Origin of the sequence: Ensifer adhaerens, from assembly GCF_020035535.1 — a bacterium.
GTDB lineage: Bacteria > Pseudomonadota > Alphaproteobacteria > Rhizobiales > Rhizobiaceae > Ensifer.
In genome coordinates this window covers 2,309,737-2,334,576 of record NZ_CP083350.1, presented here as the reverse complement: position 1 = coordinate 2,334,576, position 24,840 = coordinate 2,309,737, and the positions used below count along the sequence as shown (strand labels likewise).

The 24,840-nt window shown below is 62.8% G+C and carries 18 protein-coding genes; 10 read left to right on the top strand and 8 right to left on the bottom strand.

Annotated features, from left to right (window positions below):
* Positions 1-41 precede the first annotated feature (41 nt).
* The 3 genes from katG to LAC81_RS30800 all read left to right on the top strand — a co-directional run bounded on the left by katG (position 42) and on the right by LAC81_RS30800 (position 6,974).
* Entirely contained in the window at positions 42-2,249 is a 2,208-nt protein-coding gene (katG, locus tag LAC81_RS30810; RefSeq protein WP_223728453.1) for a catalase/peroxidase HPI, read from the top strand.
* A 408-nt stretch (positions 2,250-2,657) separates the two neighbouring features.
* On the top strand, positions 2,658-3,770 hold the full coding sequence (locus LAC81_RS30805; protein WP_223728452.1) for an efflux RND transporter periplasmic adaptor subunit: 1,113 nt from the start codon (positions 2,658-2,660) through the stop codon (positions 3,768-3,770).
* 3 nt (positions 3,771-3,773) lie between these two features.
* Complete coding sequence (locus tag LAC81_RS30800; protein WP_223728451.1) at positions 3,774-6,974, top strand: efflux RND transporter permease subunit; 3,201 nt, start codon at positions 3,774-3,776, stop codon at positions 6,972-6,974.
* Between the two features lie 132 nt (positions 6,975-7,106).
* On the opposite strand, the gene LAC81_RS30795 is transcribed toward LAC81_RS30800, so the two are convergent.
* The 7 genes from LAC81_RS30795 to LAC81_RS30765 all read right to left on the bottom strand — a co-directional run bounded on the left by LAC81_RS30795 (position 7,107) and on the right by LAC81_RS30765 (position 15,185).
* Positions 7,107-8,624, bottom strand: coding sequence for an FAD-dependent monooxygenase (locus tag LAC81_RS30795; RefSeq protein ID WP_223728450.1), 1,518 nt, complete (start codon positions 8,622-8,624; stop codon positions 7,107-7,109).
* Positions 8,625-8,739: 115 nt separating this feature from the next.
* A complete protein-coding gene (locus tag LAC81_RS30790) occupies positions 8,740-9,468 on the bottom strand; it encodes a FadR/GntR family transcriptional regulator (protein WP_223728449.1) in 729 nt (242 codons plus the stop codon).
* A gap of 15 nt (positions 9,469-9,483) precedes the next feature.
* A complete protein-coding gene (yjfF, locus tag LAC81_RS30785; protein WP_223728448.1) occupies positions 9,484-10,452 on the bottom strand; it encodes a galactofuranose ABC transporter, permease protein YjfF in 969 nt (322 codons plus the stop codon).
* A complete protein-coding gene (locus LAC81_RS30780) occupies positions 10,449-11,474 on the bottom strand; it encodes an ABC transporter permease (protein WP_223728447.1) in 1,026 nt (341 codons plus the stop codon). The genes yjfF and LAC81_RS30780 overlap by 4 nt, the downstream gene beginning before the upstream one ends.
* Positions 11,471-12,985, bottom strand: coding sequence for a galactofuranose ABC transporter, ATP-binding protein YtfR (gene ytfR, locus LAC81_RS30775; RefSeq protein WP_223728446.1), 1,515 nt, complete (start codon positions 12,983-12,985; stop codon positions 11,471-11,473). The genes LAC81_RS30780 and ytfR overlap by 4 nt, the downstream gene beginning before the upstream one ends.
* A gap of 131 nt (positions 12,986-13,116) precedes the next feature.
* The gene (gene ytfQ / locus LAC81_RS30770) at positions 13,117-14,079 is read right to left on the bottom strand and encodes a galactofuranose ABC transporter, galactofuranose-binding protein YtfQ (RefSeq protein ID WP_223728445.1); all 963 of its coding nucleotides are present in this window, start codon (positions 14,077-14,079) and stop codon (positions 13,117-13,119) included.
* Positions 14,080-14,285: 206 nt separating this feature from the next.
* Entirely contained in the window at positions 14,286-15,185 is a 900-nt protein-coding gene (locus tag LAC81_RS30765; protein ID WP_223728444.1) for an EamA family transporter, read from the bottom strand.
* 91 nt (positions 15,186-15,276) lie between these two features.
* Between LAC81_RS30765 and LAC81_RS30760 the strand changes: the two genes are divergently transcribed.
* The 7 genes from LAC81_RS30760 (at position 15,277) to LAC81_RS30730 (ending at position 23,891) form a co-directional block, all read left to right on the top strand.
* A complete protein-coding gene (locus tag LAC81_RS30760; RefSeq protein WP_223728443.1) occupies positions 15,277-16,164 on the top strand; it encodes a LysR family transcriptional regulator in 888 nt (295 codons plus the stop codon).
* Between the two features lie 135 nt (positions 16,165-16,299).
* On the top strand, positions 16,300-17,328 hold the full coding sequence (locus LAC81_RS30755) for a LacI family DNA-binding transcriptional regulator (protein WP_223728442.1): 1,029 nt from the start codon (positions 16,300-16,302) through the stop codon (positions 17,326-17,328).
* 125 nt (positions 17,329-17,453) lie between these two features.
* The gene (locus LAC81_RS30750; RefSeq protein ID WP_223728441.1) at positions 17,454-18,722 is read left to right on the top strand and encodes an ABC transporter substrate-binding protein; all 1,269 of its coding nucleotides are present in this window, start codon (positions 17,454-17,456) and stop codon (positions 18,720-18,722) included.
* Between the two features lie 81 nt (positions 18,723-18,803).
* A complete protein-coding gene (locus LAC81_RS30745) occupies positions 18,804-19,703 on the top strand; it encodes a carbohydrate ABC transporter permease (protein WP_192449412.1) in 900 nt (299 codons plus the stop codon).
* On the top strand, positions 19,700-20,521 hold the full coding sequence (locus LAC81_RS30740; protein WP_223728440.1) for a carbohydrate ABC transporter permease: 822 nt from the start codon (positions 19,700-19,702) through the stop codon (positions 20,519-20,521). Before LAC81_RS30745 ends, LAC81_RS30740 begins: the two co-directional genes overlap by 4 nt.
* 8 nt (positions 20,522-20,529) lie before the next feature.
* Entirely contained in the window at positions 20,530-22,794 is a 2,265-nt protein-coding gene (locus LAC81_RS30735; protein ID WP_223728439.1) for a glycoside hydrolase family 2 protein, read from the top strand.
* Positions 22,791-23,891 carry an ABC transporter ATP-binding protein gene (locus tag LAC81_RS30730; protein WP_223728438.1) on the top strand — a complete coding sequence of 367 codons (1,101 nt, stop codon included), beginning with the start codon at positions 22,791-22,793 and terminating at the stop codon, positions 23,889-23,891. The genes LAC81_RS30735 and LAC81_RS30730 overlap by 4 nt, the downstream gene beginning before the upstream one ends.
* Before the next feature lie 66 nt (positions 23,892-23,957).
* Here the strand turns inward: LAC81_RS30730 and LAC81_RS30725 are convergent, their stop codons facing one another.
* Positions 23,958-24,821 (bottom strand): alpha/beta fold hydrolase, encoded by an 864-nt coding sequence (locus LAC81_RS30725; protein WP_223728437.1) that lies wholly within the window; start codon positions 24,819-24,821, stop codon positions 23,958-23,960.
* Positions 24,822-24,840 lie beyond the last annotated feature (19 nt).

Genomic DNA, 24,840 nt, shown 5'->3' with positions numbered 1-24,840 from the left:
TCTGATCCGCACAATTCACGTCATCGTAAAGGGAGATAGAAATGGACGCGAAAGCCGACAAAACGGGCAAATGTCCCGTCATGCATGGAGCCCAGACGAGCGCTCAATCCGCCGGGACCTCGAACCGGGACTGGTGGCCGAACCAGCTCAATCTGAAAATCCTGCACCAGAGTTCCTCCCTTTCCGATCCGATGGGCGAAGCCTTCAACTACGCCGAGGAATTCAAGAAGCTCGACCTGCCGGCGGTGAAGAAAGACCTCTTCGCGCTGATGACCGATTCGCAGGATTGGTGGCCGGCCGATTTCGGTCACTATGGCCCATTGTTCATCCGCATGGCCTGGCATAGTGCCGGCACCTACCGCACCGGTGACGGCCGCGGCGGCGCCGGTGCCGGACAGCAGCGCTTTGCGCCGCTCAACAGCTGGCCGGACAACGCCAACCTCGACAAGGCGCGCCGCCTCCTCTGGCCGATCAAGCAGAAATACGGCAACAGCATCTCCTGGGCCGATCTGATGATCCTTGCCGGCAACTGCGCACTCGAATCCATGGGCTTCAAGACCTTCGGCTTCGCCGGCGGCCGCCCCGACGTGTGGGAGCCGGAGGAAGACATCTACTGGGGCACGGAAAAGACCTGGCTCGACGACAAGCGCTATTCCGGCGATCGCGACCTCGAAAACCCACTCGCTGCCGTGCAGATGGGCCTGATCTACGTCAATCCGGAAGGCCCGAACGGCAACCCGGACCCGCTCGCTGCGGCCCGGGACATCCGCGAAACCTTCGCGCGCATGGCCATGAACGACGAGGAAACCGTGGCGCTGATCGCCGGCGGCCACACCTTCGGCAAGACCCATGGTGCCGGTGATGCGGCCAATGTCGGTCGGGAGCCGGAAGGCGCCGGCATCGAGGAACAGGGCCTCGGCTGGGCCAGCACCTACGGCAGTGGCCGTGGCGGCGACACCATCACCAGCGGTCTCGAAGTCACCTGGACGACGACGCCGACCAAGTGGAGCAACAACTTCTTCTGGAACCTCTTCGGCTACGAATGGGAACTGACGAAGAGCCCGGCCGGCGCGCACCAGTGGACGCCGAAGCACGGCATGGGCGCCGGCACCGTCCCGGACGCCCATGACAAGTCGAAGCGCCACGCGCCGTCGATGCTGACGACCGACCTCGCGCTGCGCGTCGACCCGGCCTACGAGAAGGTCGCAAGACACTTCTACGAGAACCCGGATGCCTTCGCGGACGCCTTCGCCCGCGCCTGGTACAAGCTAACTCACCGCGACATGGGTCCGCGCGCCCGCTATCTCGGCCCGGAAGTCCCGGCCGAAGAGCTGATCTGGCAGGATCCGATCCCGGCCGTCGATCACGCGCTCGTCGACGCCAAGGATATCGCGGACCTCAAGGCCAAAATCCTCGCTTCGGGCCTTTCGGTCTCCGAACTGGTTTCGACCGCCTGGGCATCCGCCTCGACCTTCCGCGGCTCGGACAAGCGCGGCGGCGCCAACGGTGCCCGCATCCGCCTTGCTCCGCAGAAGGACTGGCAGGTCAACCAGCCGGCGCAACTGGCAAAGGTTCTGGAGGTTCTCGAAGGCATCCAGCGTGGCTTCAACGACGCCCAGTCCGGCGGCAAGAAAGTGTCGCTCGCCGACCTGATCGTCCTCGGCGGCGCCGCTGCCATCGAGAAGGCTGCAAAGGCTGCCGGCCATGACATCGATGTCGCCTTTGCGCCGGGTCGCGCGGATGCCACGCAGGAGCAGACCGATGTCGACTCCTTCGCAGTCCTCGAGCCGATCGCCGATGGCTTCCGCAACTACCAGCGCACCCAGTATGCGGTTTCGCCGGAAGAGCTGCTGATCGACAAGGCGCAGCTGCTGACGCTGACCGCACCGGAGATGACCGTTCTGGTCGGGGGCCTGCGCGCTCTTGGCGCCAACCACGATCAGGTCAGGCACGGCGTCTTCACCGATCGTGCGGGAACACTCAGCAACGACTTCTTCGTCAACCTGCTCGACATGGGCACGGCCTGGACGGCAACATCGGATGCGAAGGACGTGTTCGAAGGCCGCGACCGCAAGACTGGTGACGTCAAGTGGACCGCCACCCGCGTCGATCTCGTCTTCGGTTCGAACTCGCAGCTCCGGGCCATCGCCGAAGTCTATGGCCAGGCGGATGCCAAGAAGAAGTTCGTGCGCGACTTCGTGGCCGCCTGGAACAAGGTGATGAACGCAGACCGCTTCGACCTGGTCTGACGCCTCGATCCGGCAACAGTACTAAGCTTGGTCCCGGCATCGCGCCGGGACCTGTCTACTCGACGGTTCCGCGGAACTGTCACCGGAGGTTGCAGACCGATCTCGCCAATTGTGACGATGAGGCACACGTAAAACGTTCGCTTCCATGCACCTACCTCAACCGAAACCCGACGAAATCAGCCTGTCGCCTCCCTCTGCCGTGAACCGGCGATGGTCCGGCAAATCATTGCTTTTGTGACAAGTTCCCTCTGAACCCGCCTTTCGCGGGCATTTGCATCATCTTTGCAAGCCCTCACTTAAATCAACCCCTGATTGCGTGACTTGGGGCGGAGAACATGTTCTGATTTCAATGCAACTGCCAAGGCGACTTAAGTTATCTCCAGCTGTTTCGTTCAGGGGGAACGTTGCATGCGTCGTTCGAGAATTCTTGCCCTTTCACTTTCATCGGCATTATTCGTCACGGTCGCGGTTTCCGCGCAAACAGCGCTTGCCCAGCAGGCTCCGGCAGTCGTCGTGGCGCCGGCTGCAATCATGGATCTGCGCGAGAGCGTGGATCTGACCGGCAAGGTCACGGCCATCCAGAAGGTTGACATTCGCGCCCGCGTCTCGGGCTTCCTTCAGGCGGTCAACTTCACTGAGGGGCAAAAGGTAACGGCCGGGACGGAGCTCTACCAGGTCGAAGACGGCGCCTATCGCGCCGCTGTCCAGGAGATCGAAGGGCAGATCGAGGCAGCCGAAGCCGCCAAGGAACTCGCGATCCTTGAGCGCGACCGCGCCGAACAGCTGCTCACCACCAAGACAATCTCCCAGGCCAAGGTCGATGAAGCCCATGCCGAAGTCAGGAAAGCCGAAGGCGACCTGATACGGCTCAAGGGCAGCAAGGACAACGCCGACCTCAATCTCTCCTATACAAAGATCATGGCCCCCTTCGACGGTATCATCGGCTTGACGGCGGCCGACGTCGGTGCGCTCGTCGGTCCGGACAGCGGACCGCTGGTGACGCTGACGCGGCTCGATCCGATCTATGTCCAGTTTCCCGTGGCGACGGCGCTCTATCTCACCTATCGCGAGCGGGTGCTGAAGGGCGAGATCAGCGGCGGCGCCAATGTCGGTCTCGGGCTCCCCAACGGCACCGAATACAAGCAAAAAGGCACGATCAACTTCGTCGCCAGCAATGTCTCGCAAGGGACGGACACGGTGATCGTGCGTGCCGAGTTCCCCAATCCGGACAGCATTCTTCTCGATGGCGCGCTGGTGCGCGTCGTGCTTGAGCAGTCCGACAAGCAGGATGTTCTGGCCGTGCCGCAGCAGGCGGTCCAGCGCGACCAGCAGGGCGCCTTCGTGCTGGTGGTCGACGCGAGTTCCAAGGTAGAGCTTCGCCGTGTCGATGTCGCGCGCAACACGCGCGGCCAGGCAGTCATCAGCAAGGGCCTGAAGGAAGGCGAGAACGTCATTACCGAGGGGGCGGGCAAGGTCCGGCCGGGCATCACGGTCGATGCCGCCACGGCAGCAGGTGGCTAAGCGATGATTTCAGAGATCTTCATCGATCGCCCGCGCTTCGCCACGGTCATCTCCATCGTGCTGACGCTGGCGGGCCTGCTTGCGCTCACCCGTCTGCCGATCGCGCAGTTTCCCGACATCGTGCCGCCGCAAGTCAGCGTCACGGCAAGTTATCCGGGCGCTGGCGCCGACGTGGTCGAAACCACCGTCGCCCAGCCGATCGAAAGCAAGGTCGTCGGCGTCGACGACATGCTCTACATGAAATCGACCAGCGGCGCCGACGGTTCCTATACGTTGACCGTCACCTTCGCCGTCGGCACCGATCCTGATATCGCCACCGTCAATGTTCAGAACCGCGTGTCGCTTGCCGAAGCCGGGTTGCCGTCCGAGGTCAAGCAGAGCGGCGTCAGCGTGCGCAAGAAGTCCTCCGCGCTGATGCAGGTGATCACCATCTTTGCGGCCGACGAGAAGCAGAACTTCGACAGCCTGTTCCTGTCCAACTACGCCACGATCAACGTGCTCGACACGGTCAAGCGCGTCCCCGGCGTCGGCGACGCCCAGCTCTTCGGTGCCCAGGACTACTCCATGCGCGTCGTGCTCGACATCGACCGGATGACCAGCCTCGACCTGACGCCGACTGATGTGATCAACGCGTTGAAGGCCCAGAACGTCCAGGCCGCGATCGGCCGTATCGGCGCCCAGCCGATGACCGACGATCCGCTGTTCCAGCTCAATCTCCAGACGCAAGGACGCCTCACCGATCCCAAGCAGTTCGAGGATGTGGTGCTGCGCGCAAAGCCCGACGGCTCCTATGTGCGCATCCGCGACGTCGCGCGGGTCGAACTCGGCGCCGCCAGTTCCGATTCCAATGCGCGGATCAACGGCAAGCCCGTCGCCATGATCGGCACCTATCAGGCACCGGGTGCCAACGCGCTTGCCGCCGCCAGGGGCGTGCAGGAGGCGATGGAGAGATTGTCGAAATCCTTCCCGCCGGGCCTCACCTATTCGGTTGCCTACGACACCGCGCAGTTCGTCGAAGCGAGCGTCGACAACGTCGAGGAAACGCTGTTCGAGGCCTTCATCCTCGTCATCATCATCGTCTTCCTGTTCCTCGGAAACTGGCGGGCGACGCTGATCCCGCTTGTCGCCGTTCCGGTGGCACTGATCGGCACCTTCGCGGTGCTGCTCGCCATGGGCTTTTCGCTCAACACCGTGTCGCTGCTGGCCATGGTTCTAGCGATCGGCATCGTTGTCGACGACGCGATCGTGGTGGTCGAGAACGTCGAGCGGGTGATGGAGGAGAACCCCGGTCTCTCGGCGGCCGAAGCGGCGCGCCGCGCCATGGGCGAGATCACCGGCGCCATCGTCGCGATCACGCTAGTGCTGCTCTCGGTCTTCGTTCCGGTCGCCTTCATCCCGGGTTTGAGCGGCCAACTGTTTCAGCAGTTCGCCGTCGCCGTCTCGGTGTCGATGGTGATCTCGGCGATCAACGCGTTGACGCTGAGCCCAGCGCTCTGCGCCGTGCTTTTGAAGCCGCATCACGGGCCGAAGCGCGGCGTTCTCGGCTACATCTCGCGCACCATCGACAAAGGACGCGACGGCTATACCTTTGTCGCCGGGCACATAGCTCGCCGCGCGATCATCGGCCTCGTGCTGCTAGCGGGCGCCTTCGTCGCCACTGGCCTGCTCTTCAAGGTCGTGCCGACCGGCTTCCTGCCGGCGGAGGACCAGGGCGCCTTCTTCACCGAAATCCGCCTGCCCGAAGGCGCCTCCTACAACCGCACCGATGCGGTGGTGAAGCAGGTGGAGACGATGCTGGGCGGCATCGAGGGTGTCGCCAACGTCATCACCGTCACCGGCTATTCCTTCCTCGACGGCCTCTCGAAATCGAACTCCGCTTTTGCCATCGTTACGATGAAGCCCTTCGCAGAACGTTTGAATGATGCGGCCGGAGTCGAAGCGGCGATCCGCACTACCATGGCCAAGGGCCAGGCGATTCGAGGCGCGCAGATCTTCGCCTTCAACCTGCCGCCGATCATGGGCCTCGGCACCGGGTCCGGCTTCGAATATCAGCTGCTCGACCTGCAGGGTCGATCGGTTGCCGATCTCGCAGCCACGGCAGGCGGGCTGATCATCGCCGCCAACCAGAACCCGGCACTTGGCCCAACCTTCACCACCTATTCGGCCAGCTCGCCGCAGCTCTATCTCAACATCGACCGCGATCGCCTGCAATCGCTCGGCGTTTCGGTCAGTGACCTCTTCACCACGTTGCAGGGCACGCTCGGCAGCTACTACGTCAACGACTTCAACCTCTTCGGCCGCACTTGGAAGGTGACGATGCAGGCGGCGCAGGCGGACCGCAATGCGGTCGACGACATTCAGCGGCTGCATGTGCGCAATGCCAATGGCGACATGGTGCCGGTCGCCTCGGTCGCCAAGGTCGACTACATCGTCGGTCCGCAGTCGATCGTTCGCTACAACAACTACCGCTCGATCACGCTGAACGGCCAGCCGTCAGCCGGTCATTCCTCAGGCGAGGCGCTTGCCGCCATGGAGGCGCTTTCGGCTTCGACCTTGCCACCGGGCTACAGCTACGAATGGACCGGAACCGCGCTGCAGGAACTGGAAGCGGCCGGCAAGACGACCGCCATCCTGGCGATGGCGGTGCTCTTCGCCTACCTCTTCCTCGTCGCACTCTATGAAAGCTGGACGATCCCCGTACCGGTGCTGCTGTCGGTCGCCTTCGGCGTTTCTGGCGCGTTGCTATCGGTGCTCGTCGCCGGTCTTTCCTTCGACATCTACGCCCAGATCGGCCTCGTTGTTCTGATCGCGCTTGCTTCGAAGAACGCGATCCTGATCGTCGAGTTCGCCAAGGCCCACCGCGAAGCCGGAGCGTCGATCGTCGATGCGGCGATCGAAGGGGCGCGCGCCCGTTTCCGCGCCGTGATGATGACGAGCTTCGCATTCATCGTCGGCCTGGTGCCGCTGGTGGTCGCCAGAGGCGCCGGCGAACTCAGCCGCCGCGCGGTCGGCACCGGCGTTGCCGGCGGGATGCTCGCCGCGGCGCTTGTCGGCATCTTTGTCATCCCGGCACTCTATGTCGTCTTCCAATGGCTGCGCGAGCGCGGCCACAGGCTCGCCGGCATTTCCAAGCACCCGGCAGAGGCAACGCCTGACGCAGGCACGTCAGCGGGCAATGGCCAGACGCCGACCAACCACGGCTAGGTCCGGCGACCCGATCCATGAAAACAAAGATGGGGCCGGCCTGGCCCCATCTTTGTTTCGTTAATTCCGTCATTTGACGCCTGCCAAACCCTGACGAACTACCGGCGGAACCTCCTGTGGCGAGAACGAGCGTCAGGGCCGAGTGATCCCCACTTCCGACAGATAGGCTTCGAAAGCATCCGCTGCCTGTTCTGAGGCGGCCAGCGCCACATAGGTATCCGGCCGCAGAAGATAGGCTGCATCCATGACCAGGCCCGCGACCGCGTGCGCCTCGGTCCAGGGGAAGATATGAAGCGGCACATGGCGTGTCGCGCACCATTGTTTCAAATCGCCGGACGCCGCTCCATAGACGTGAACCTGCCAGCTGATGGCGGCAAGCGGCGCGTAGTTGTCGAGACCGTTCGCCGGGATCCAAGGCAGTCGATCTCCGCCCTCCACCCAGCCGGCATTGCTGCGGCTCAAAGGCCCACCGCGATAGTTCAACTGGGTTTGCGAGAGCATCCGGAACAGAAATTCGCGGACGCGGCCGATACGGTAGGCGAAATTTGCGATTGCCGGAGCGATCTCGACACGCAGGAAATCCGCGATGCGGCCCTCGGCCGTCACGAAGGTAAACAATCGATCGGTCGTTTCTACAAGCTGGCGCGCGAAGCCAATGCGTTCGCCTTCATAGCTGTCGAGGAGCGTGTCGGATGCTCGACCCTTCAAGACCGCAGCGAGTTTCCAGGCAAGATTGATCGCATCGCCGATGCCGGTATTCATGCCCTGGCCGCCGACCGGGCTGTGCACATGGGCAGCGTCGCCGACGAGAAAAACGCGCCCCTGGCGAAAGCGGTCGGCCACACGATGATGGACACGATAGGTGGAAAACCAGTTGACCCGGTCGATGGTGAGTTTCAGGCTCTCGATGGCGCGGTGGCTGACATCTTGAAAGGTAAGCTCGGCCGCGTCCTCCCGTTCGTCCCGCACGAGGCCGATCAGCCGTCCCCTTCCCTCGGCATAGGCGAGCAGGGCAACGAAGTCGCTGCTTTCGAGCGACAGGTGCACCTCGCCATTGGCGGCAGGCCCACTCGCCTCGACATCGGCGACGTAGAAGGTCTGCTGATAGGTGCCGCCCTCGAAGCCGATCGCGAGCTTGTGGCGGACCGGCGAGCGGGCGCCATCACATCCCGCGAGGTATCGCGCCGTTGAAATCTCCTCGCTGCCGTCAGGCAAGCGGAGACGCGCTGCGATCCGGTCGCCGGTGTCCTCGAAGTCGACCAGTTCGGTCTGGCGCTCGACGGTGACGCCGGTCGCTTCCAGCCGCTCCGCCAACAGGCGCTCGTGATGATCCTGCGGATAAACAAGGACAAACGGATAGGGTGTCAGCTTCGCACCGGTCGGGTTGAAGGATATCCGTGCCTTGGCCTTGCCTTTCGCCCAGAGATTGACCGACGGGTTGCGGTGTCCGGCCTCGATCACGGCCGTCGCCAGATCGAGCTGGCGATAGAGCTCAAGTGTGCGGGCATGCACCACCATCGCCCGTGACGTTGGGCCGGGACCGGTGTTCTTGTCGATGATGCGGACCTTTGCCCCCTGGGCGGTCAGCCAGAGAGCAAGCACCAGCCCGGTCGGCCCTGCGCCGACAATCAGCACATCCTGTCCCGTCACCCGAGTTCTCCGGCTGCCCTGTCCCGGCATCTTTTCGTGCCGGTGGCTGCAGCCTACGCGCAGATGGCGGGAAAACAAAGCCGCATAGCGGCGCTCGGCGCGCACACCTGTACGGTCAGTCGCGCGCTCTCATATTTGCGATCAGCTGCTGCTGTCCCACACGGATCACGTGCTCCATCGCGCTTCGGGCGCCTTCTTCATTGCGCAGCCGAATTTCCTCGACAATGCGGATATGCGCGACGGCGACGCGATCGATCTCGGCGCCGTCGGTGGCCGCGTTGCTCAAGCGGAAAACGCCGATCAGCGCCGCCTCGATCAGGCTGCCGACGGTCTGCATGAACGGGTTGAGCGAAGCCTCGAGCAGCCGAAGGTGGAATTCAAGATCGGCGCGCGCCAGCGTCTGCGCGCTGTGCCCCGCATCGCCCATGGCGACCGCCAGCCGCATCATCTGGGAGATATCGGCGTCCGTGGCGCGCCGCGCCGCCAGGCCGGCCGCATAGGGTTCCAGCGCCAGGCGAACCTCGCTGACATGGCTGAGGAACTCCTCGTCGACGCCGGCCCGGAAATGCCAGGAAAGCACGTCACCATCGAACAGGTTCCAGTTCGCCCGCGGCATGACGCGCGTACCGATGCGAGCGCGAGCGACGACGAGGCCCTTGGCGGCTAGTGTCTTCATCGCCTCGCGCAGGACGGTGCGGGAAACGTTGAAGCGCGCAGCCAACTCCGCATCGCCGGGCAGGATATCCCCGACGGCGAACTCCCCTCCGACCACCGCCTGGCCGAGTTCCTCGACCACGAGCCGGTGGCTCGTGCGTTTGCGCGGCTGATGGAGGGATGGCCACATCGCGCAACCCTTGCCTCACGCCCGCTGCTGGCGCTGGCGCGACACGAAGATGATGCCCTTCTGAAGCAGAATGAAAGCAAAGAGCAAAAGGCCGATCAGGATCTTCGTCCACCAGCTCGACAGCGATCCGTCGAAGGTGATGTAGGTCTGGATCAACCCCTGAATGAGGATGCCCACCAGTGTGCCGGCAACGAACCCCGAACCACCGCTCAGAAGCGTTCCGCCGATGACGACGGCGGTGATGGCGTCCAGTTCGACGCCGACGGCGGCGAGAGAGTAGCCGGCCGAAGTGTAGAGTGAAAAGACGATGCCGGACAATCCCGCAAGCAGGCCCGAAAAGGCGTAGATGCGGATCGTCGTCGCGGCGACCGGAACGCCCATCAGCCGGGCTGTCGCCGTGCCCCCGCCGAGCGCATAGACATTGGTCCCGAAGCGCGTGCGGTGCGCGATGAGAATGCCGATCGCGAAGACGAGCAGCATCAGCCCGCCGATCAGCGTGATGCGGCCGCCACCCGGCAGCTTGAAGTAGAGCGCCTTCAAGGTCGCGTAGAAGGGATGCTTAATCGGAATGCTGTCGATCGACAACACGAAGGCCATGCCGCGCGCGAGGAACATTCCGGCAAGGGTGACGATGAAGGCGGGCATTTCCAGATAGTGGATGATCGCCCCCATCGCGGCGCCGAAGAGCGTCGCGATCGCCAGAACCATCGCGAAGGCTATGAGCGGGTGGATGCTCGTGTGTTCCAGCACCACAGCGAGAAACACGCCGGTAAAAGCGATGACCGAGCCGATCGAAAGATCGATGCCGCCGGAGATGATGACGAAGGTCATCCCGACCGCCGCGATGCCGAGGAAGGCATTGTCGGTCAAAAGGTTGCCGATCACGCGCGTCGACAACATGTTCGGATACTGCGCCACGCAGAGCGCATAACCCAGGAGGAAGATCACGAGCGTCGCGGTGAGCGGAAGGTATTTCGGCTTCATTTTGCGGCTCGCTCGCTCGGTTTGCTCGCGCCGCGCGCCGGCACGAGGAAGGCAAAGGCAGCGCGGAACCTCGGCGACTGAAGCACCAGGATGAAGACGATGATCGCCGCCTTGATGATCAGGTTGAATTCCGGCGGAAAGCCCGAAAGAAGAATGCCGGTGTTGATCGCCTGGATGATGATGGCCCCGAGCACCGATGCGGCAATGCTGAAGCGGCCACCGAGAAGCGACGTCCCGCCGACGACGACCGCAAGAATGGCGTCGAGCTCCAGCCAGAGACCGGCATTGTTGGCATCTGCACCGCGGATATCGGCGGCAGCGATGATGCCGGCGATGGCAGCGCAGAGGCCGGAAAGGACATAGGCGGCGATCAGGAGCACAGGCGTCAGTACGCCGGACAGTGTACTTGCCTGGCGATTGACCCCGATCGCCTCGATCAGCATGCCGAGCGCCGTCCGCCGGACGAGCACGGCGATCAATATGCCGAAGATCAACCAGATCACTACCGGCATCGGCAAGCCGGCAAAGGAACCGCTACCGATGAAGATGAGGCCGGGATCGTTGAAGGTCAGGATCGCCCCCTCGGTGATGAGCTGGGCGATGCCGCGCCCGGCGACCATGAGGACGAGCGTCGCGATGATCGGCTGGATGTCGAGTACCGCCACCAGCACCCCGTTCCAGAGACCGCAGAAAATACCGACCGCAAGCGTGATCAACAGCGTTGCGGCGAGAGAGTACCCCGAGGTGATCGCCGCAGCCGCGGTGGCGCCGCAGATCGCCATGACTGCGCCGACCGACAGGTCGATGCCCTTGGTGGCGATGACGACGGTCATGCCGATCGCCAGCAGCACGACCGGCGCGCCGCGGTTGAGGATGTCGATGAGGCTGCCATAGAGGCGGCCGTTCTGGATCTGCAGGTTGAGGAAGCCGGGAAACACCAGCGATACCGCCACAACGATAACGGCAAGCGCGATCAGTTGCGGCAGCAGCCGGTTGAAATAGAGTCTGAGGAACGACGTCACGGCGTCCTCCTTTCATTGGTTGCGGCGATCGCCTCGACGATCTCATCGGCAGTGATGCGGCTGCCGTCGAGTTCGGCGACATGGGCGCGATCGCGAAGCACGATGACCCGGCTGCTGTAGGCGACCAGTTCCTCGATCTCCGAGGACACGACGATCAAGGACAGTCCCTTCTCACGCAGCGCCTCGATCAGTTTGACGATTTCCGCATGGGCGCCGACATCGATGCCGCGCGTCGGCTCGTCGAGGATCAGAAATTCCGGTTCGGTCGCGAGCCAGCGCGCGAGGATCGCCTTCTGCTGGTTGCCGCCGGACAGAAGCTTTATCGGCTTCTCCCGATCGGCCGTGCGGATATCGAGCGCGCGGATATAGTGGTCCGCCAGACGGTTCTGCTCGGCTCGCGAGATCGGCCGGGTCCAGCCGCGACGGGCCTGCAGGGCGAGTACGATGTTTTCGCGCACCGAGAGATCACCGATGATGCCCGATGTCTTGCGATCCTCCGGGCAGAAACCGAAGCGGTAGCGGATGGCGGCCCGCGGCGACGAGAGATCGACCGTACGACCATCGATTTCGGCCGCACCGCTGTCGGCGCGATGGGCGCCGAAGAGAAGCTCTGCAGTCTCCGTCCGTCCGGACCCGAGCAGGCCGGCCATGCCGACCACTTCGCCGGAGCGGACATCGAGATCGAAGGGACGGACGCGACCCTTGCGGCCATAATTGCGAAAGCGATAGCGCAACGGCCCTTCCTGGGCCTCCGCACGCGGCGCGTGGATCTCCGCCGCCAGCTCGCGGCCGATCATCATCGCGATCAGCTCGCGGCGATCCAGATTGGCGGTTTCACGCGTTCCGACGAGCTGCCCGTTCCTTAGCACGGTGATCCGGTCGGAAATCTCGTAGACCTGCTCGATAAAGTGAGTGACGAAGACGATGCCGAGCCCGCGTGCCTTGAGGTGCCGGACAATGCGGAACAGCATCGCCACTTCGTGCGCATCGAGGCTCGCCGTCGGCTCGTCGAGGATCAGCACCTTGCCGGAGAGATCGACGGCCCGGGCAATGGCAACGACCTGCTGGATCGCGACCGAATAGCTGGCAAGATCGCGGGTGACGTCAATGTGGAGTTCATAGTCGGCAAGCAAATCCCGCGCGCACCGGTTCATCGCGCGCACGTCGACCATGCCGAAGCGGCGGGGCTGGCGCCCGAGGAAGAGGTTCTCGGCAACCGTCAGGTTCGGCAGCAGATTGACCTCCTGGTAGACCGTGCCGATCCCGAGTGCCTGGGCTTCGAACGTGTCGCGCGGATTGACCTCGATATCATCGAGCAGAATGGCGCCGCCGTCGCGCCGGTAGGCCCCGGTCAAGCATTTGATCAGGGTCGATTTTCCGGCACCGTTTTCGCCAAGCAGTGCATGAACCTCTCCGCGCCGCAGGTGAAAATCGACCTTGTCGAGGGCTCTGGTCCCCGGGAAGGTCTTTTCAATCCGGATCGCCTGGAGAATGTGGTCACTGGTCTGCATCGATACCGTCTCCGCGATGCTGGTATCTACCAACGAGAAGCACAGCGCCTAGCCGCGGCAAGCTGCGCTCTTCAGCCGGAACCTGGAAAGAGCGTGGCCCGCGCGAGAAGCAGCGCGGGCCACGGCCGACGTCAGTAGCCGAGGCCCTTCTTTTCCTCGTAGACCTTCAGCGGCTCGTCGGCCTGAGTGTAGAGCTTCGATTCCGTCTGGATCCACTTCGGTGGCGCCGTGCCATCCTTCTGGAAGGCGGCAAGCGCATCGAAAGCGGGACCGGCCATGTTCGGCGTCAGCTCGACCGTGGCATTGGCTTCGCCGGCGGCCATCGCCTGGAAGATATCCGGAACGGCGTCGATCGACACGACAAGGATATCCTTGCCCGGCTTCAGGCCGGCTTCCTTGATCGCCTGGATGGCACCGACGGCCATGTCGTCGTTGTGGGCATAGAGCGCGCAGATGTTCTTGCCGCCGTCCTCAGCCTTGAGGAAGCTTTCCATGACTTCCTTGCCCTTGGTGCGGGTGAAGTCGCCGGTCTGGCTGCGGATGATCTTCAGGTTGTCGTGGCCGGAAAGCGCCTGTTCGAAGCCCTTCTTGCGGTCGATCGCCGGCGAGGAACCGGTCGTACCCTGAAGCTCGACGACGTTGCAGGTTTTGCCCGCGGTCGTATCGACGAGCCATTTGCCGGCAACATTGCCCTCGTGCACGAGGTCGGAGGTGACTGCCGTCAGGTAAAGCTCCTTCGACGAATCGACCGTGCGGTCGAGCAGGATGACCGGAATTTCCGCATCCTTGGCTTCCTGCAGCACTTCGTCCCAGCCGGTAGCGACCACCGGGGCCACGAGAATGGCGTTCACGCCCTGCGCGATGAAGGAGCGGATCGCCTTGATCTGGTTTTCCTGCTTCTGCTGCGCATCAGCGAATTTGAGATCGATGCCACGCTGTTCGGCCTGCTGCTTTGTCAGCGTCGTCTCGGCGGCGCGCCAGCCGGACTCCGAGCCGATCTGCGAAAAGCCGACTACCAGATCGGCCGCGGAAGCGCTGCCAAACGTGCAGGCAGCAAGGATCGTTGCACACGCAAGTGCCTTGGCGATTTTCATGATTTCCTCCCAAAGAAAGCTGCCTCCACGCAGCCATCGAGAAAAAATCATATAATATTACTTTTGTAAACGGGCACTTTTCACCTAGTGCGCGCATCGATGAAATTTATCGGAGGTCGTAGAGGGCGCGGCAAGCGGACACCGGCGCCGGCAGCGTCGGATTCTTCGGCGGAAGTCACGCGTGAAAAGGTGCTCCCCGCTACGGCCTAGACCTTGGCCAACAAGGTGCCGGCGACGCTGGCGATCATCACGAGCACGACCCCGAAGATCTGGTTGAGGGCCAATGCCTGACCGAGAATGACGAAGCCGGCACCGGCGCCGATTGCCGGCTCCAGACTCATCAGGATGCCGAAGGCCGAGGGCTGCATGCGTCGCAGCGCCATGAACTCGAGCGCGTAGGGAAGCAACGGCACCAGGATGGCAAGCCCGGCCGTCATCGCCAACATGTCGAAGGAGAAGCCGGATTGAACCTGGTGCAGGCCAAACGGCGTCGCGAACAGCGCGGCAAACAGCAAAGAGACGGCGAGCCCCTCCAATCCCCCGAAGCGCTGGCCGGCATGCTTCATCAGAACGATATAGCCGCCCCAACCGATCGCCGCACCAAACGCGAAGAGGAGACCGCGCGTGTCCGCGACCCAGGATGAACCGTCCCAGGAAAGGCAGAACACACCGGCGGCAGCGATAACCGGGCAAAGCAGACGCCAGCCACGGCCGCCGAAAATCGCGGCGACCGTCAAGGGACCGAGAAATTCGATCGCCACGGCAAGGCCGAGCGGGATGCGCGCGATTGCCGCGAAGAAGCACAGCGTCATCACTGCCATCGTCGCACCGAGGGCAAGAGCCGAGAGCCACTGCGACCGCGTATAGCCGAGGAAGGGCGGACGGACGAGAAGCAGCAGGAAGGCCGCTGCCCAGGAGAGCCTCAGCCAGGTCGCGCCAAAAGCTCCGACGCTATCCATGGCCGGCTTGGAGAGCGCGGCGCCAAACTGCACGCTCGACATCGAAAGCAGACAGAAGGCGATCGCGATAGACACACGCCCGGCGGTGTCGTCCGTCGCGCGCGGCTTGCTCCATGCGCTATCCGCTGTCGTTTCCGTTTCCGCCATGTTCGTTCTCCCGTTGGGCTTGAACAGCCATAGCAATCCCGGCACAATAAAGAACGCTAATAATTGTGATGTCGCCATAAAGGATCGTTATATGCATGACCTCGACATCGGCCTGTTGCGCGCCTTCGTCGTGACCGCCGAATGCGGCAGCGTCAGCGGTGCTGCTCAGCGGCTGGCACGCACTCAGGCCGCCGTGAGCATGCAGTTGCGCCGTCTGGAGGACGATGTCGGCACCAGGCTCTTGAACCGCAACACGAGGGGCATGGACCTGACAGAGGCCGGACATGTGCTGCTGCCCTATGCCCAGAAGATGCTGGGATTGAGCATGGGCGCACGGCGGGCGCTCGCCGGACAGGCCCTCCAAGGGCCGATCCGCTTCGGCATGATCGAGGACATCGCCGTTGGTTCGCTCCCAAGGGCGTTGCAACGGTTTACCGAATGTCATCCGAATGTGGCGCTCGAACTGACGGTCGGCGAAAGTACCGTGTTGTCGGAGAAGCTGTCCCAGGGGCAGCTCGACGTCGCGATCGGGGACCCGGCCCTGATCCATGGCGCGCCGATCCTCACCTGGCTGCTGCCGCTCAGATGGGTTGCGGCACGTGGCTTCGCGATGCCGGAAAATGGTCCCCTGCCACTCGTCACCTTCGATGGCGTTTGCACCTGGCGGCAGAAGATGATCGAGGCGCTGAAGAGTGGGGACCGCCCCTGGCGCACGGTGCTGACGAGCGCCAGCCTCTCTTCGATCCAGTCGATGATCGAGGCCGGCCTCGGCATCGCCGTTCTCCTGGATCTCAACATTCGCACCAATACGATGCGGGTCCTCGGCGCCGAAGAAGGGCTGCCGCCTGCCCCGGTGATCGAGCTTGGGCTTTTCGCCGCCGACGATCAGGGGCTCGCGTCCCGCCCTATCGCAGCACTCTGGGCGTCCCTCTCCGACGAACTTCAGGCGCAGGCGTTGGCAACCGGCCGCGCCGCGTGATGCCGCGCGCGGTTGCGTCACGTTCTACGAACGAAATACGCGCCCAGAGATTGAAAAACCGCAGGCAAAATTTTACTAAATAAAGATTGCGCCGCGCCCGAAAGGAGGGCCGCGGCGGCGGGCAGGACGTTGGACATGGTCACAATCAAGGAAATCGCTTCGGCTGTCGGGGTCTCTTCGGCAACGGTCTCACGGGTGCTGAATTACGATCCGACCCTTTCGATCTCCACCAAGAAGCGACAGGCGATCATCGAGACGGCCGAGGCGCTGAACTATGCCACCCCCCGCAATCGCGGCCGCGGCGCCGGACCGCTGCAGGGCCTGAAGTTCGCGCTGGTCCACTTCCTCCAGCCCGCCCAGGAGCTAATCGACCCCTATTATGTCGGCGTCCGGCTCGGCATCGAAAACCGTTGCCAGGCGCTGAAGATCGAGGTGGTGAAGGTCTTCCACAACGGCAACCTGCCGGAGGCCGCGATCCTGCAGGGCGCCAGCGGCGTCGTCGCCGTCGGCCACCACTATGGCGAAGAGGTCCACTGGCTGCGGCGGCATAGCCGCCATCTGGTCTTTGCGGATTTTTCCCCCGAAGATGATATCGACGACAGCGTGATGAGCGACGTATCGATCGCGATGAACCGCCTGCTGGATGGCGTTTACGGCATGGGATATCGCCGTATCGGTTTTCTCGGCTGGATCGACGCATTCAGAGACAAGGACGACATCCACTCGGAACGCCGCTGCCGTGCCTTCATCCAATGGATGACGAAAGCCGGCCTGTACGATCCCGATCTCTGCATGGTCGAAAAGTTGACGCCCGACAGTGGTTACACACTCGCCAAGGCGATGCTGTCGAAGCCCAATCCACCCAAGATCCTCGTCACCTGCAACGACAACATGGCGATCGGCGCCTACCGCGCGATTCACGAGTTGGGGCTGCGTATCCCTGACGACGTCGCCGTGGCGAGTTTCAACGACATCCCCGTCGCCCAGTTTCTTGGCCCGCCGCTCTCGACCGTCAAGATTCCGGCCGAAGTGATCGGCGAGACCGCCGTCGACCTCCTGGTCGAGCGGCTGACCGGACGCGACGTGGCGAAGAAGGTGGTCCTCGGAACGGAGATGGTCTGGCGCGGCAGCACGATGGCGGCAGCCGCCGTTGCAGGTGCGTAAACGGCCGGTAAAAAACGCGTGGTAAAAATTTACTGAAATATTGCCTTCTCCAGAATTTTGCGAAATACTCCGCGCCGAGACTAGGAGGAACGTCTCGGGGAACGAATTTCGAGGGAGGAGAAACAATGGACATGCGTACCTATCTGCCGCGCTTTGCCGCCATCGCGCTTGCAGGCGCCAGCCTCTTGGCCGTCACGGCCGCCGAGGCCAAGGAAATCACCATCTGGTGCTGGGATCCGAACTTCAACGTCGCGATCATGAAGGAGGCCGGCGCACGCTACACCAAGACGCACCCTGATATCACCTTCAACATCGTCGACTTCGCCAAGGCCGACGTCGAGCAGAAGCTGCAGACCGGCCTTTCGTCGGGCACCGCGGACGCTCTGCCCGACATTGTGCTGATCGAAGATTACGGCGCGCAGAAATATCTGCAGTCCTTCCCCGGCGCTTTCGCGCCACTCTCCGGTACCGTCGATTACTCCGGCTTCGCCCCCTACAAGGTTGAGCTGATGACGCTGGATGGCCAAGTCTACGGCATGCCGTTTGATTCCGGCGTCACCGGTCTCTACTACCGCAAGGACTATCTGGAGCAGGCCGGCTTCAAGCCCGAGGATATGCAGGATCTCACCTGGGATCGCTTCATTGAGATCGGCCAGCAGGTCGAAGCCAAGACCGGCAAAAAGATGATGGGTCTCGACCCGACCGACGCCGGCCTCGTGCGCATCATCATGCAATCGGCCGGACAGTGGTATTTCGATAAGGAAGGCAAGACGAACATCACCGGCAACGCGGCGCTGAAGGCATCGCTGGAAACGGTCGGCAAGATCATGGCCGCCAATATCTACAAGCCTGCCGCCGGCTGGTCCGATTGGGTCGGCACCTTCACGTCGGGCGATGTCGCCACCGTCATCACTGGCGTCTGGATCACCGGCACCGTCAAGGCGCAGCCGGACCAGTCGGGCAAGTGGGGCGTCGCACCGATCCCGGCGCTTTCGATCGACGGCGCGACGCATGCCTCAAACCTCGGCGGATCGAGTTGGTACGTGCTTGAAAGCTCAGCCGAAAAGGCCGAAGCGATCGATTTCCTGAACGAGGTCTATGCCAAGGACGTCGACTTCTACCAGACGATCCTTACGGATCGCGGCGCCGTCGGCTCGCTGCTCGCCGCCCGCGGCGGGGCCGCCTATGGCGAGGCCGATGCCTTCTTCGGTGGCGAGAAGGTCTGGCAGAACTTCTCCGACTGGCTCGCGAAGGTCCCTTCTGTCAACTACGGCGTCTTCACCAACGAGGCGGACACCGCCGTCACGGCACAGCTTCCGGCACTGCAGCAGGGAACGCCCGTCGACGATATCCTGAAGGCGATCGACGCCGAGGTCAGCGCACAGGTTCAGTAATCGCGATGGCGATTATCTGACTGCTCCTGGCCGCGGTAGGTTCGCCGCGGCCAACGGCTCCTGCTATCCATGGGGATGATGATGGCTCTCGCGCGTCGCGGCGGCATCGGCCGATACTACAACGTCAATGGCTGGCTCTTCGTCGCGCCGGCGCTCGGGCTGATCGCCCTTTTCATGATCTATCCGATCGTCTGGTCGCTCTGGATGTCGTTCCAGTCCGGCCGCGGCATGATGCTGAAATTCGCCGGCTTCGCCAACATCGTCCGCCTCTGGAACGATCCAGTCTTCATCAAGGCGCTGACCAACACGCTGACCTATTTCGTCGTGCAGGTGCCGATCATGATCCTTTTGGCGCTGATCCTGGCGTCATTGCTCAACAATCCCAAGCTCGTCGGCCGCGGCTTTTTCCGCACCGCCATCTTCCTGCCCTGCGTCACTTCGCTCGTCGCCTATTCGGTGCTGTTCAAGGGCATGTTCGCGCTCGACGGCATCGTCAATTCGACGCTGGAGGCGATCGGCCTCATCGCCTCGCCGATCCCGTGGCTGACGCATCCCTTCTGGGCAAAAACCCTCGTCATCATTGCGATTACCTGGCGCTGGACCGGCTACAACATGATCTTCTACCTCGCGGCGATGCAGAACATCGACAAGTCTATCTACGAGGTCGCGCGGATCGACGGCGTGCCCGCCTGGGCGCGCTTCACCCACATCACCATTCCATTGTTGAAGCCCGTCATCCTGTTCACGACGATCATCTCGACGATCGGCACGATCCAGCTCTTCGACGAGGTCTATAACCTGACCGAGGGCAAAGGCGGACCGTCGAACGCCACGCTGACCCTGTCGCTCTACATCTACAACCTGACCTTCCGCTTCATGCCGAACTTCGGCTACGCGGCGACGGTCTCCTATGTGATCGTCGTGCTCGTCGCCCTGCTCGCCTGCCTCCAGTTCTTCGCGGCACGGGAGCGCGACCGATGAACAACGGATCCGCACGTGTCATCAGCACCATCGTCACCTACGGCTTCGTCGGGCTGATGGCGTTTCTCTCGATCTTTCCCTTTGTCTGGATGGTGCTCGGCGCGACCAATTCCTCGATCGACATCATCAAGGGCAGGATGATGCCGGGCACCGCGCTTGCCACCAACATCGCCACCTTCTTCACCCAAGTGAACGCGCCTCTGGTCTTCTGGAATTCAGCCAAGATCGCGATTCTCGCGACAGTGCTAACGCTCGCCGTGTCGTCGCTTGCGGGCTACGGCTTCGAGATGTTCCGCTCGCGCCACCGAGACCGGATCTACAGCGCCCTGCTGCTCACGATGATGATCCCGTTTGCGGCGCTGATGATCCCGCTCTTCATCATGATGGGCAAGGCCGGCCTCATCAACACCCACCTCGCCGTCGTGCTGCCGTCAATCGGCTCGGCCTTTGTGGTCTTCTATTTCCGCCAGTGCACCAAGGCATTCCCGTCGGAGCTTCGCGATGCCGCCAAGGTCGACGGGCTCAAGGAATGGCAGATCTTTCTCTACATCTACGTGCCCGTGATGCGCTCGACCTATGCGGCGGCCTTCATCATCGTCTTCATGACGGCGTGGAACAACTATCTCTGGCCACTGATCGTGCTGCAGTCGAACGAGCAGAAAACGATCACGCTGGTCATCTCCTCGCTCGCTTCCGCCTACTACCCCGACTACGGCGTCGTCATGGTCGGCACCATTCTCGCGACGCTTCCCACGCTCGCGGTCTTCTTCTTCATGCAACGCCAGTTTGTCCAGGGAATGCTGGGCTCAGTCAAATAGGAATGATCATGCGTTCTGTTACCTCTTTCAACGACACCTGGATTTTCTCCGAAGGCTTCGATGCGGCCAGCGCCGGCCGCCTGCAGGCAGGCAAGCCCGTCAGCCTGCCGCACAATGCGGTGGAACTGCCGTTCAATTATTTCGACGAGGCCTCCTATCAGCGCGCCTTCACCTATCAGAAGGTGCTCGCCTGGGGTCGGGAGTTCCATGGCCGCGAGGTCTCGCTCGTCTTCGACGCCGCCATGGCCGACGCCGTCGTCTACCTCAACGGCGAAGAGATCATCGCCCACAGGGACGGCTACACCCCCTTCGAAGCGCGGCTGACGGATAAGCTGCGCGAAGGCGACAATCTGATCACCGTCAAGATCGACGGCAGCGAGAACCCCGAAATCCCGCCCTTCGGCGGTCGTATCGACTATCTCACCTATGCCGGCATCTATCGCGACGTCTGGCTGAAGGTCACCGACGCGGTCTCGATCGCCAATATCAAGATCGAGACCCGCGATGCGCTCAGCGACAGCAAGTCCGTTTCGATCCGTTGCGATCTCGCCAATCCGCAAGGGCTTGCCTTCACCGGGACAATCGCCGCGCTCCTCAAGGATACGAATGGCAAGGTGTTCGCAGAAGCCACCGGCCAAACTCGCGGCGAGAGCGTCACGCTTGAGATCAAAGACCTCACGGAGCTTTTGCTCTGGGATATCGACAGCCCCGTTCTCTACGAAGTGGAGGCGCAGCTGCGCAGCGATCGCGGCAGTGACCGCCTGTCGTCACGTTTCGGCTTCCGCACCGCCGAGTTCACCACGGATGGATTCAAGCTCAACGGCCGGCCGCTGAAGATCCGCGGCCTCAACCGCCACCAGGCCTTCCCCTATGTCGGCTACGCCATGGGCCGGACGGCACAGGAACGTGACGCGGAGTTGCTGAAGAACACCCTGCATTGCAACCTCGTGCGCACCTCGCACTATCCGCAGTCCAAGTGGTTCCTCGACCATTGCGACCGCATCGGCCTGCTTGTCTTCGAGGAGATCCCCGGCTGGCAGCATATCGGCGGCGAGGGCTGGAAACAGGAGGCGATCGAGAACGTCCGCCGCATGATCGAGCGCGACTGGAACCACCCGTCGATCATCATCTGGGGCGTGCGCATCAATGAATCGCAGGATTCGCACGATTTCTACGTCGAGACCAACCGGCTGGCACGCGAACTCGACCCGACGCGGCAAACCGGCGGCGTGCGCTACATCACCGACAGCGAATACCTCGAAGACGTCTACACGATGAACGACTTCATCCTCGGCAACGAGGAGTTGCCGGGCGCAAACCGCCCGCGCACGGCGCTGCGTCCGCAACAGGAATGCACCGGCCTCACCCGCAAGGTCCCCTATATGATCACCGAATTCGGCGGTCACATGTTTCCGACGAAGATCTACGACCAGGAGCAGCGCCAGGCCGAGCACGTGCGCCGGCATCTGGAAGTGCTGAACGCGGCCTATGGCGACCCGAGCATTTCCGGCGCCGTTGGCTGGTGCATGTTCGACTACAACACCCACAAGGACTTCGGCTCCGGTGATCGGATCTGCTATCACGGCGTCATGGACATGTTCCGCCAGCCGAAGTTCGCGGCCTATGTCTATGCCAGCCAATGCGAACCGTCGGAGGCGGTCGTGATGAAGCCGGTTACCTTCTGGGCACGCGGAGAGCGCAACATCGGCGGCGTGCTGCCGCTGATCGTGCTCACCAATTGCGACGAGGTCGAGTTGAAATACGGCTCGCTCGTCAAGCGCGTCGGCCCGGACCGTGAGAACTTCCCGCACCTGCCGCATCCGCCCGTCGTCATCGACCACCGCCACTTCACCAAGGACGAACTCGGTGTCTGGGGCATGAAGTGGGAAGACGCCGCCTTCACCGGCTTCATCGAAGGCAAGGCCGTTGCCAACCTCCGAATGGTCGCCGATCCGGTACCGACGACGCTGGAAGTCGTCCCCGACAGCACGGCACTTCGGGCCGAAGGGCGTGACAGCGTGCGGGTGATCGTGTGTGCGCTCGATCAGGCCGGCAACGTGCTGCCGTTCCTCAACGATGCCGTCGACGTCACCGTCACCGGCCCTGCCCGCCTGCTCGGGCCTGAGCGCCTGGTCTTCCAGGGCGGTTCGACCGGCTTCTGGCTGGAAACGACGGGTGCTGCCGGCGGCATCGCCGTCGTGGTGACTTCGACGCGGCTTGGAACCGTGAGACTGGAGCTTTCGGCAGTGTCGGACGAGGCGGCGGCTGCATGAGCGAACTCCAACTTAAGCACGTCAGAAAGTCCTATGGCACCTTCGAGGTCATCAAGGGTGTAGACCTCGACATCAAGACTGGTGAGTTCGTCGTTTTCGTCGGGCCGTCCGGTTGCGGCAAGTCGACCCTGCTTCGGATGATCGCCGGCCTGGAGGAGATCACGTCAGGTGATCTCACGATCGGCGGCGAGCGCATGAACGATGTCGACCCCTCCAAGCGCGGCATCGCCATGGTGTTCCAGTCCTATGCGCTCTACCCGCATATGACGGTACGGGAGAACATGGGCTTTGCGCTGCGATTTGCCGGCGTGCCGAAGGCCGAGATCGCGCAACGCGTCGGCGAAGCCGCGAACATCCTGGAGCTCGGGCCGCTCCTCGACCGCAAGCCGAAGCAGCTCTCTGGCGGCCAGCGCCAGCGCGTGGCGATCGGCCGGGCGATCGTGCGGCATCCGAAGATCTTTCTCTTCGACGAGCCGCTGTCGAACCTCGATGCGGAACTGCGCGTGCACATGCGCATCGAGATCGCCAGGCTGCACAAGAAACTTGCGACCACGATCATCTACGTCACCCACGACCAGGTCGAGGCTATGACGCTTGCCGACAAGATTGTCGTCATGCGCGGCGGGGTGGTCGAACAGGTCGGCTCACCGCTCGACCTCTACGACGATCCGGCCAATCTCTTCGTCGCCGGTTTCATCGGCTCGCCGAAGATGAACTTTTTAAAGGGGACCGTCGAAGCGGGCGCAGGCGGAGAGAAACATGTCCGCCTGCCGGAATTCGGTAATGTGACGCTTCCAGTCGCTATCAAGGACGTCGCGGCGGGCAACAGCGTGACGATCGGCATCCGGCCCGAACATTTCGGCGACAGCGGCTCGGCAAGCCTCGACCTAACGATCGAGATGCTCGAACATCTGGGCGGAGAGACCTTCGCCTATGCCCGGCATGGCAACGGCGAGCTGATCGTCATCGAAACGAAAAACGGCCGGGGCTTGAAGTCCGGTGACAGTATCGCTGCCCGCTTTGATCCCGCCGCCGTTCTGGTGTTCGACGCTGACGGTCGGCTGATGCGTTGGGCCCGGGCGGTCTCCAAACCCTGATAAGAGCAACGGCGCCGACCCGTGGGACGGCGCCGTTCGGTCTTGTCGCGGGAATTTACCCTTCGATCATTGGAACATGCCCTTCGGTGTCTCGCCCTTGAAGAAAGGTTCGACGAAGGCCTCCAGCAACTCCGGCTGATTGATGACCGCCGTGTGCGACGTGGCCGGCAGAATGGCGAGGCGCGAAGCCGCGAGCGGCTTGCCCATGTCCCCCATCGCACCGCCGCCGAGCAGGCGGAACAATGCCACCGTGTGCTCCAGCGTTGCCACATCGGCATCACCGGCGATGACGAGAACCGGAGTCTTCAGCGCCTTGACGTCCGCCTCCCAGGCCATCGGCTCCTTTTCGAGCTGAATCAGCTTCTTGACCAGATCGGGAAAGCCATCCGGGTTGGCGGCGAGCTTGCGGTAATCTTCGGCAAACGGCATGCTGACGAACATCTCGACGGTCATCTGCGGGATGAATGCCTTGAACTCCGGCTGCCAGCCCTCGGCATCGTAGCCGACGGACGCGGCCGCAAGCTTGTTGACCTTCTCGGGATGGCGGATCGCCAGCTGCAGGCCGGCAGCCGCCCCCATCGAGTAACCGAAGACATCGGCCTTCTTGAGATCGACCGCATCCATGAAGGCGGCGACGTCGTCGGCGAGGTTCGGATAGGTGATCGGGCGATCGATATCGGTAGTGCGACCATGGCCCTGGAACTCGATCGCATAGACCTTGTGGGTCTCGGCGAGCTTCGGAATGATCGCGCCCGTCGACGGTATATTCATGTAGGCGCCGTGCAGCACGACCAGCGGCTCGCCCTCGCCCGAAACCTCGTAGTACATCTTCATGCCGTTGACATCGACGCGGTTGCCCACGGGCTCGGCCCCGGCAAGGGCGGCGCTGGAAATCAGCAGAGCGCCAGCAATGAAAGCGGTGCGGAACATGCATATTCTCCTTGTTGTC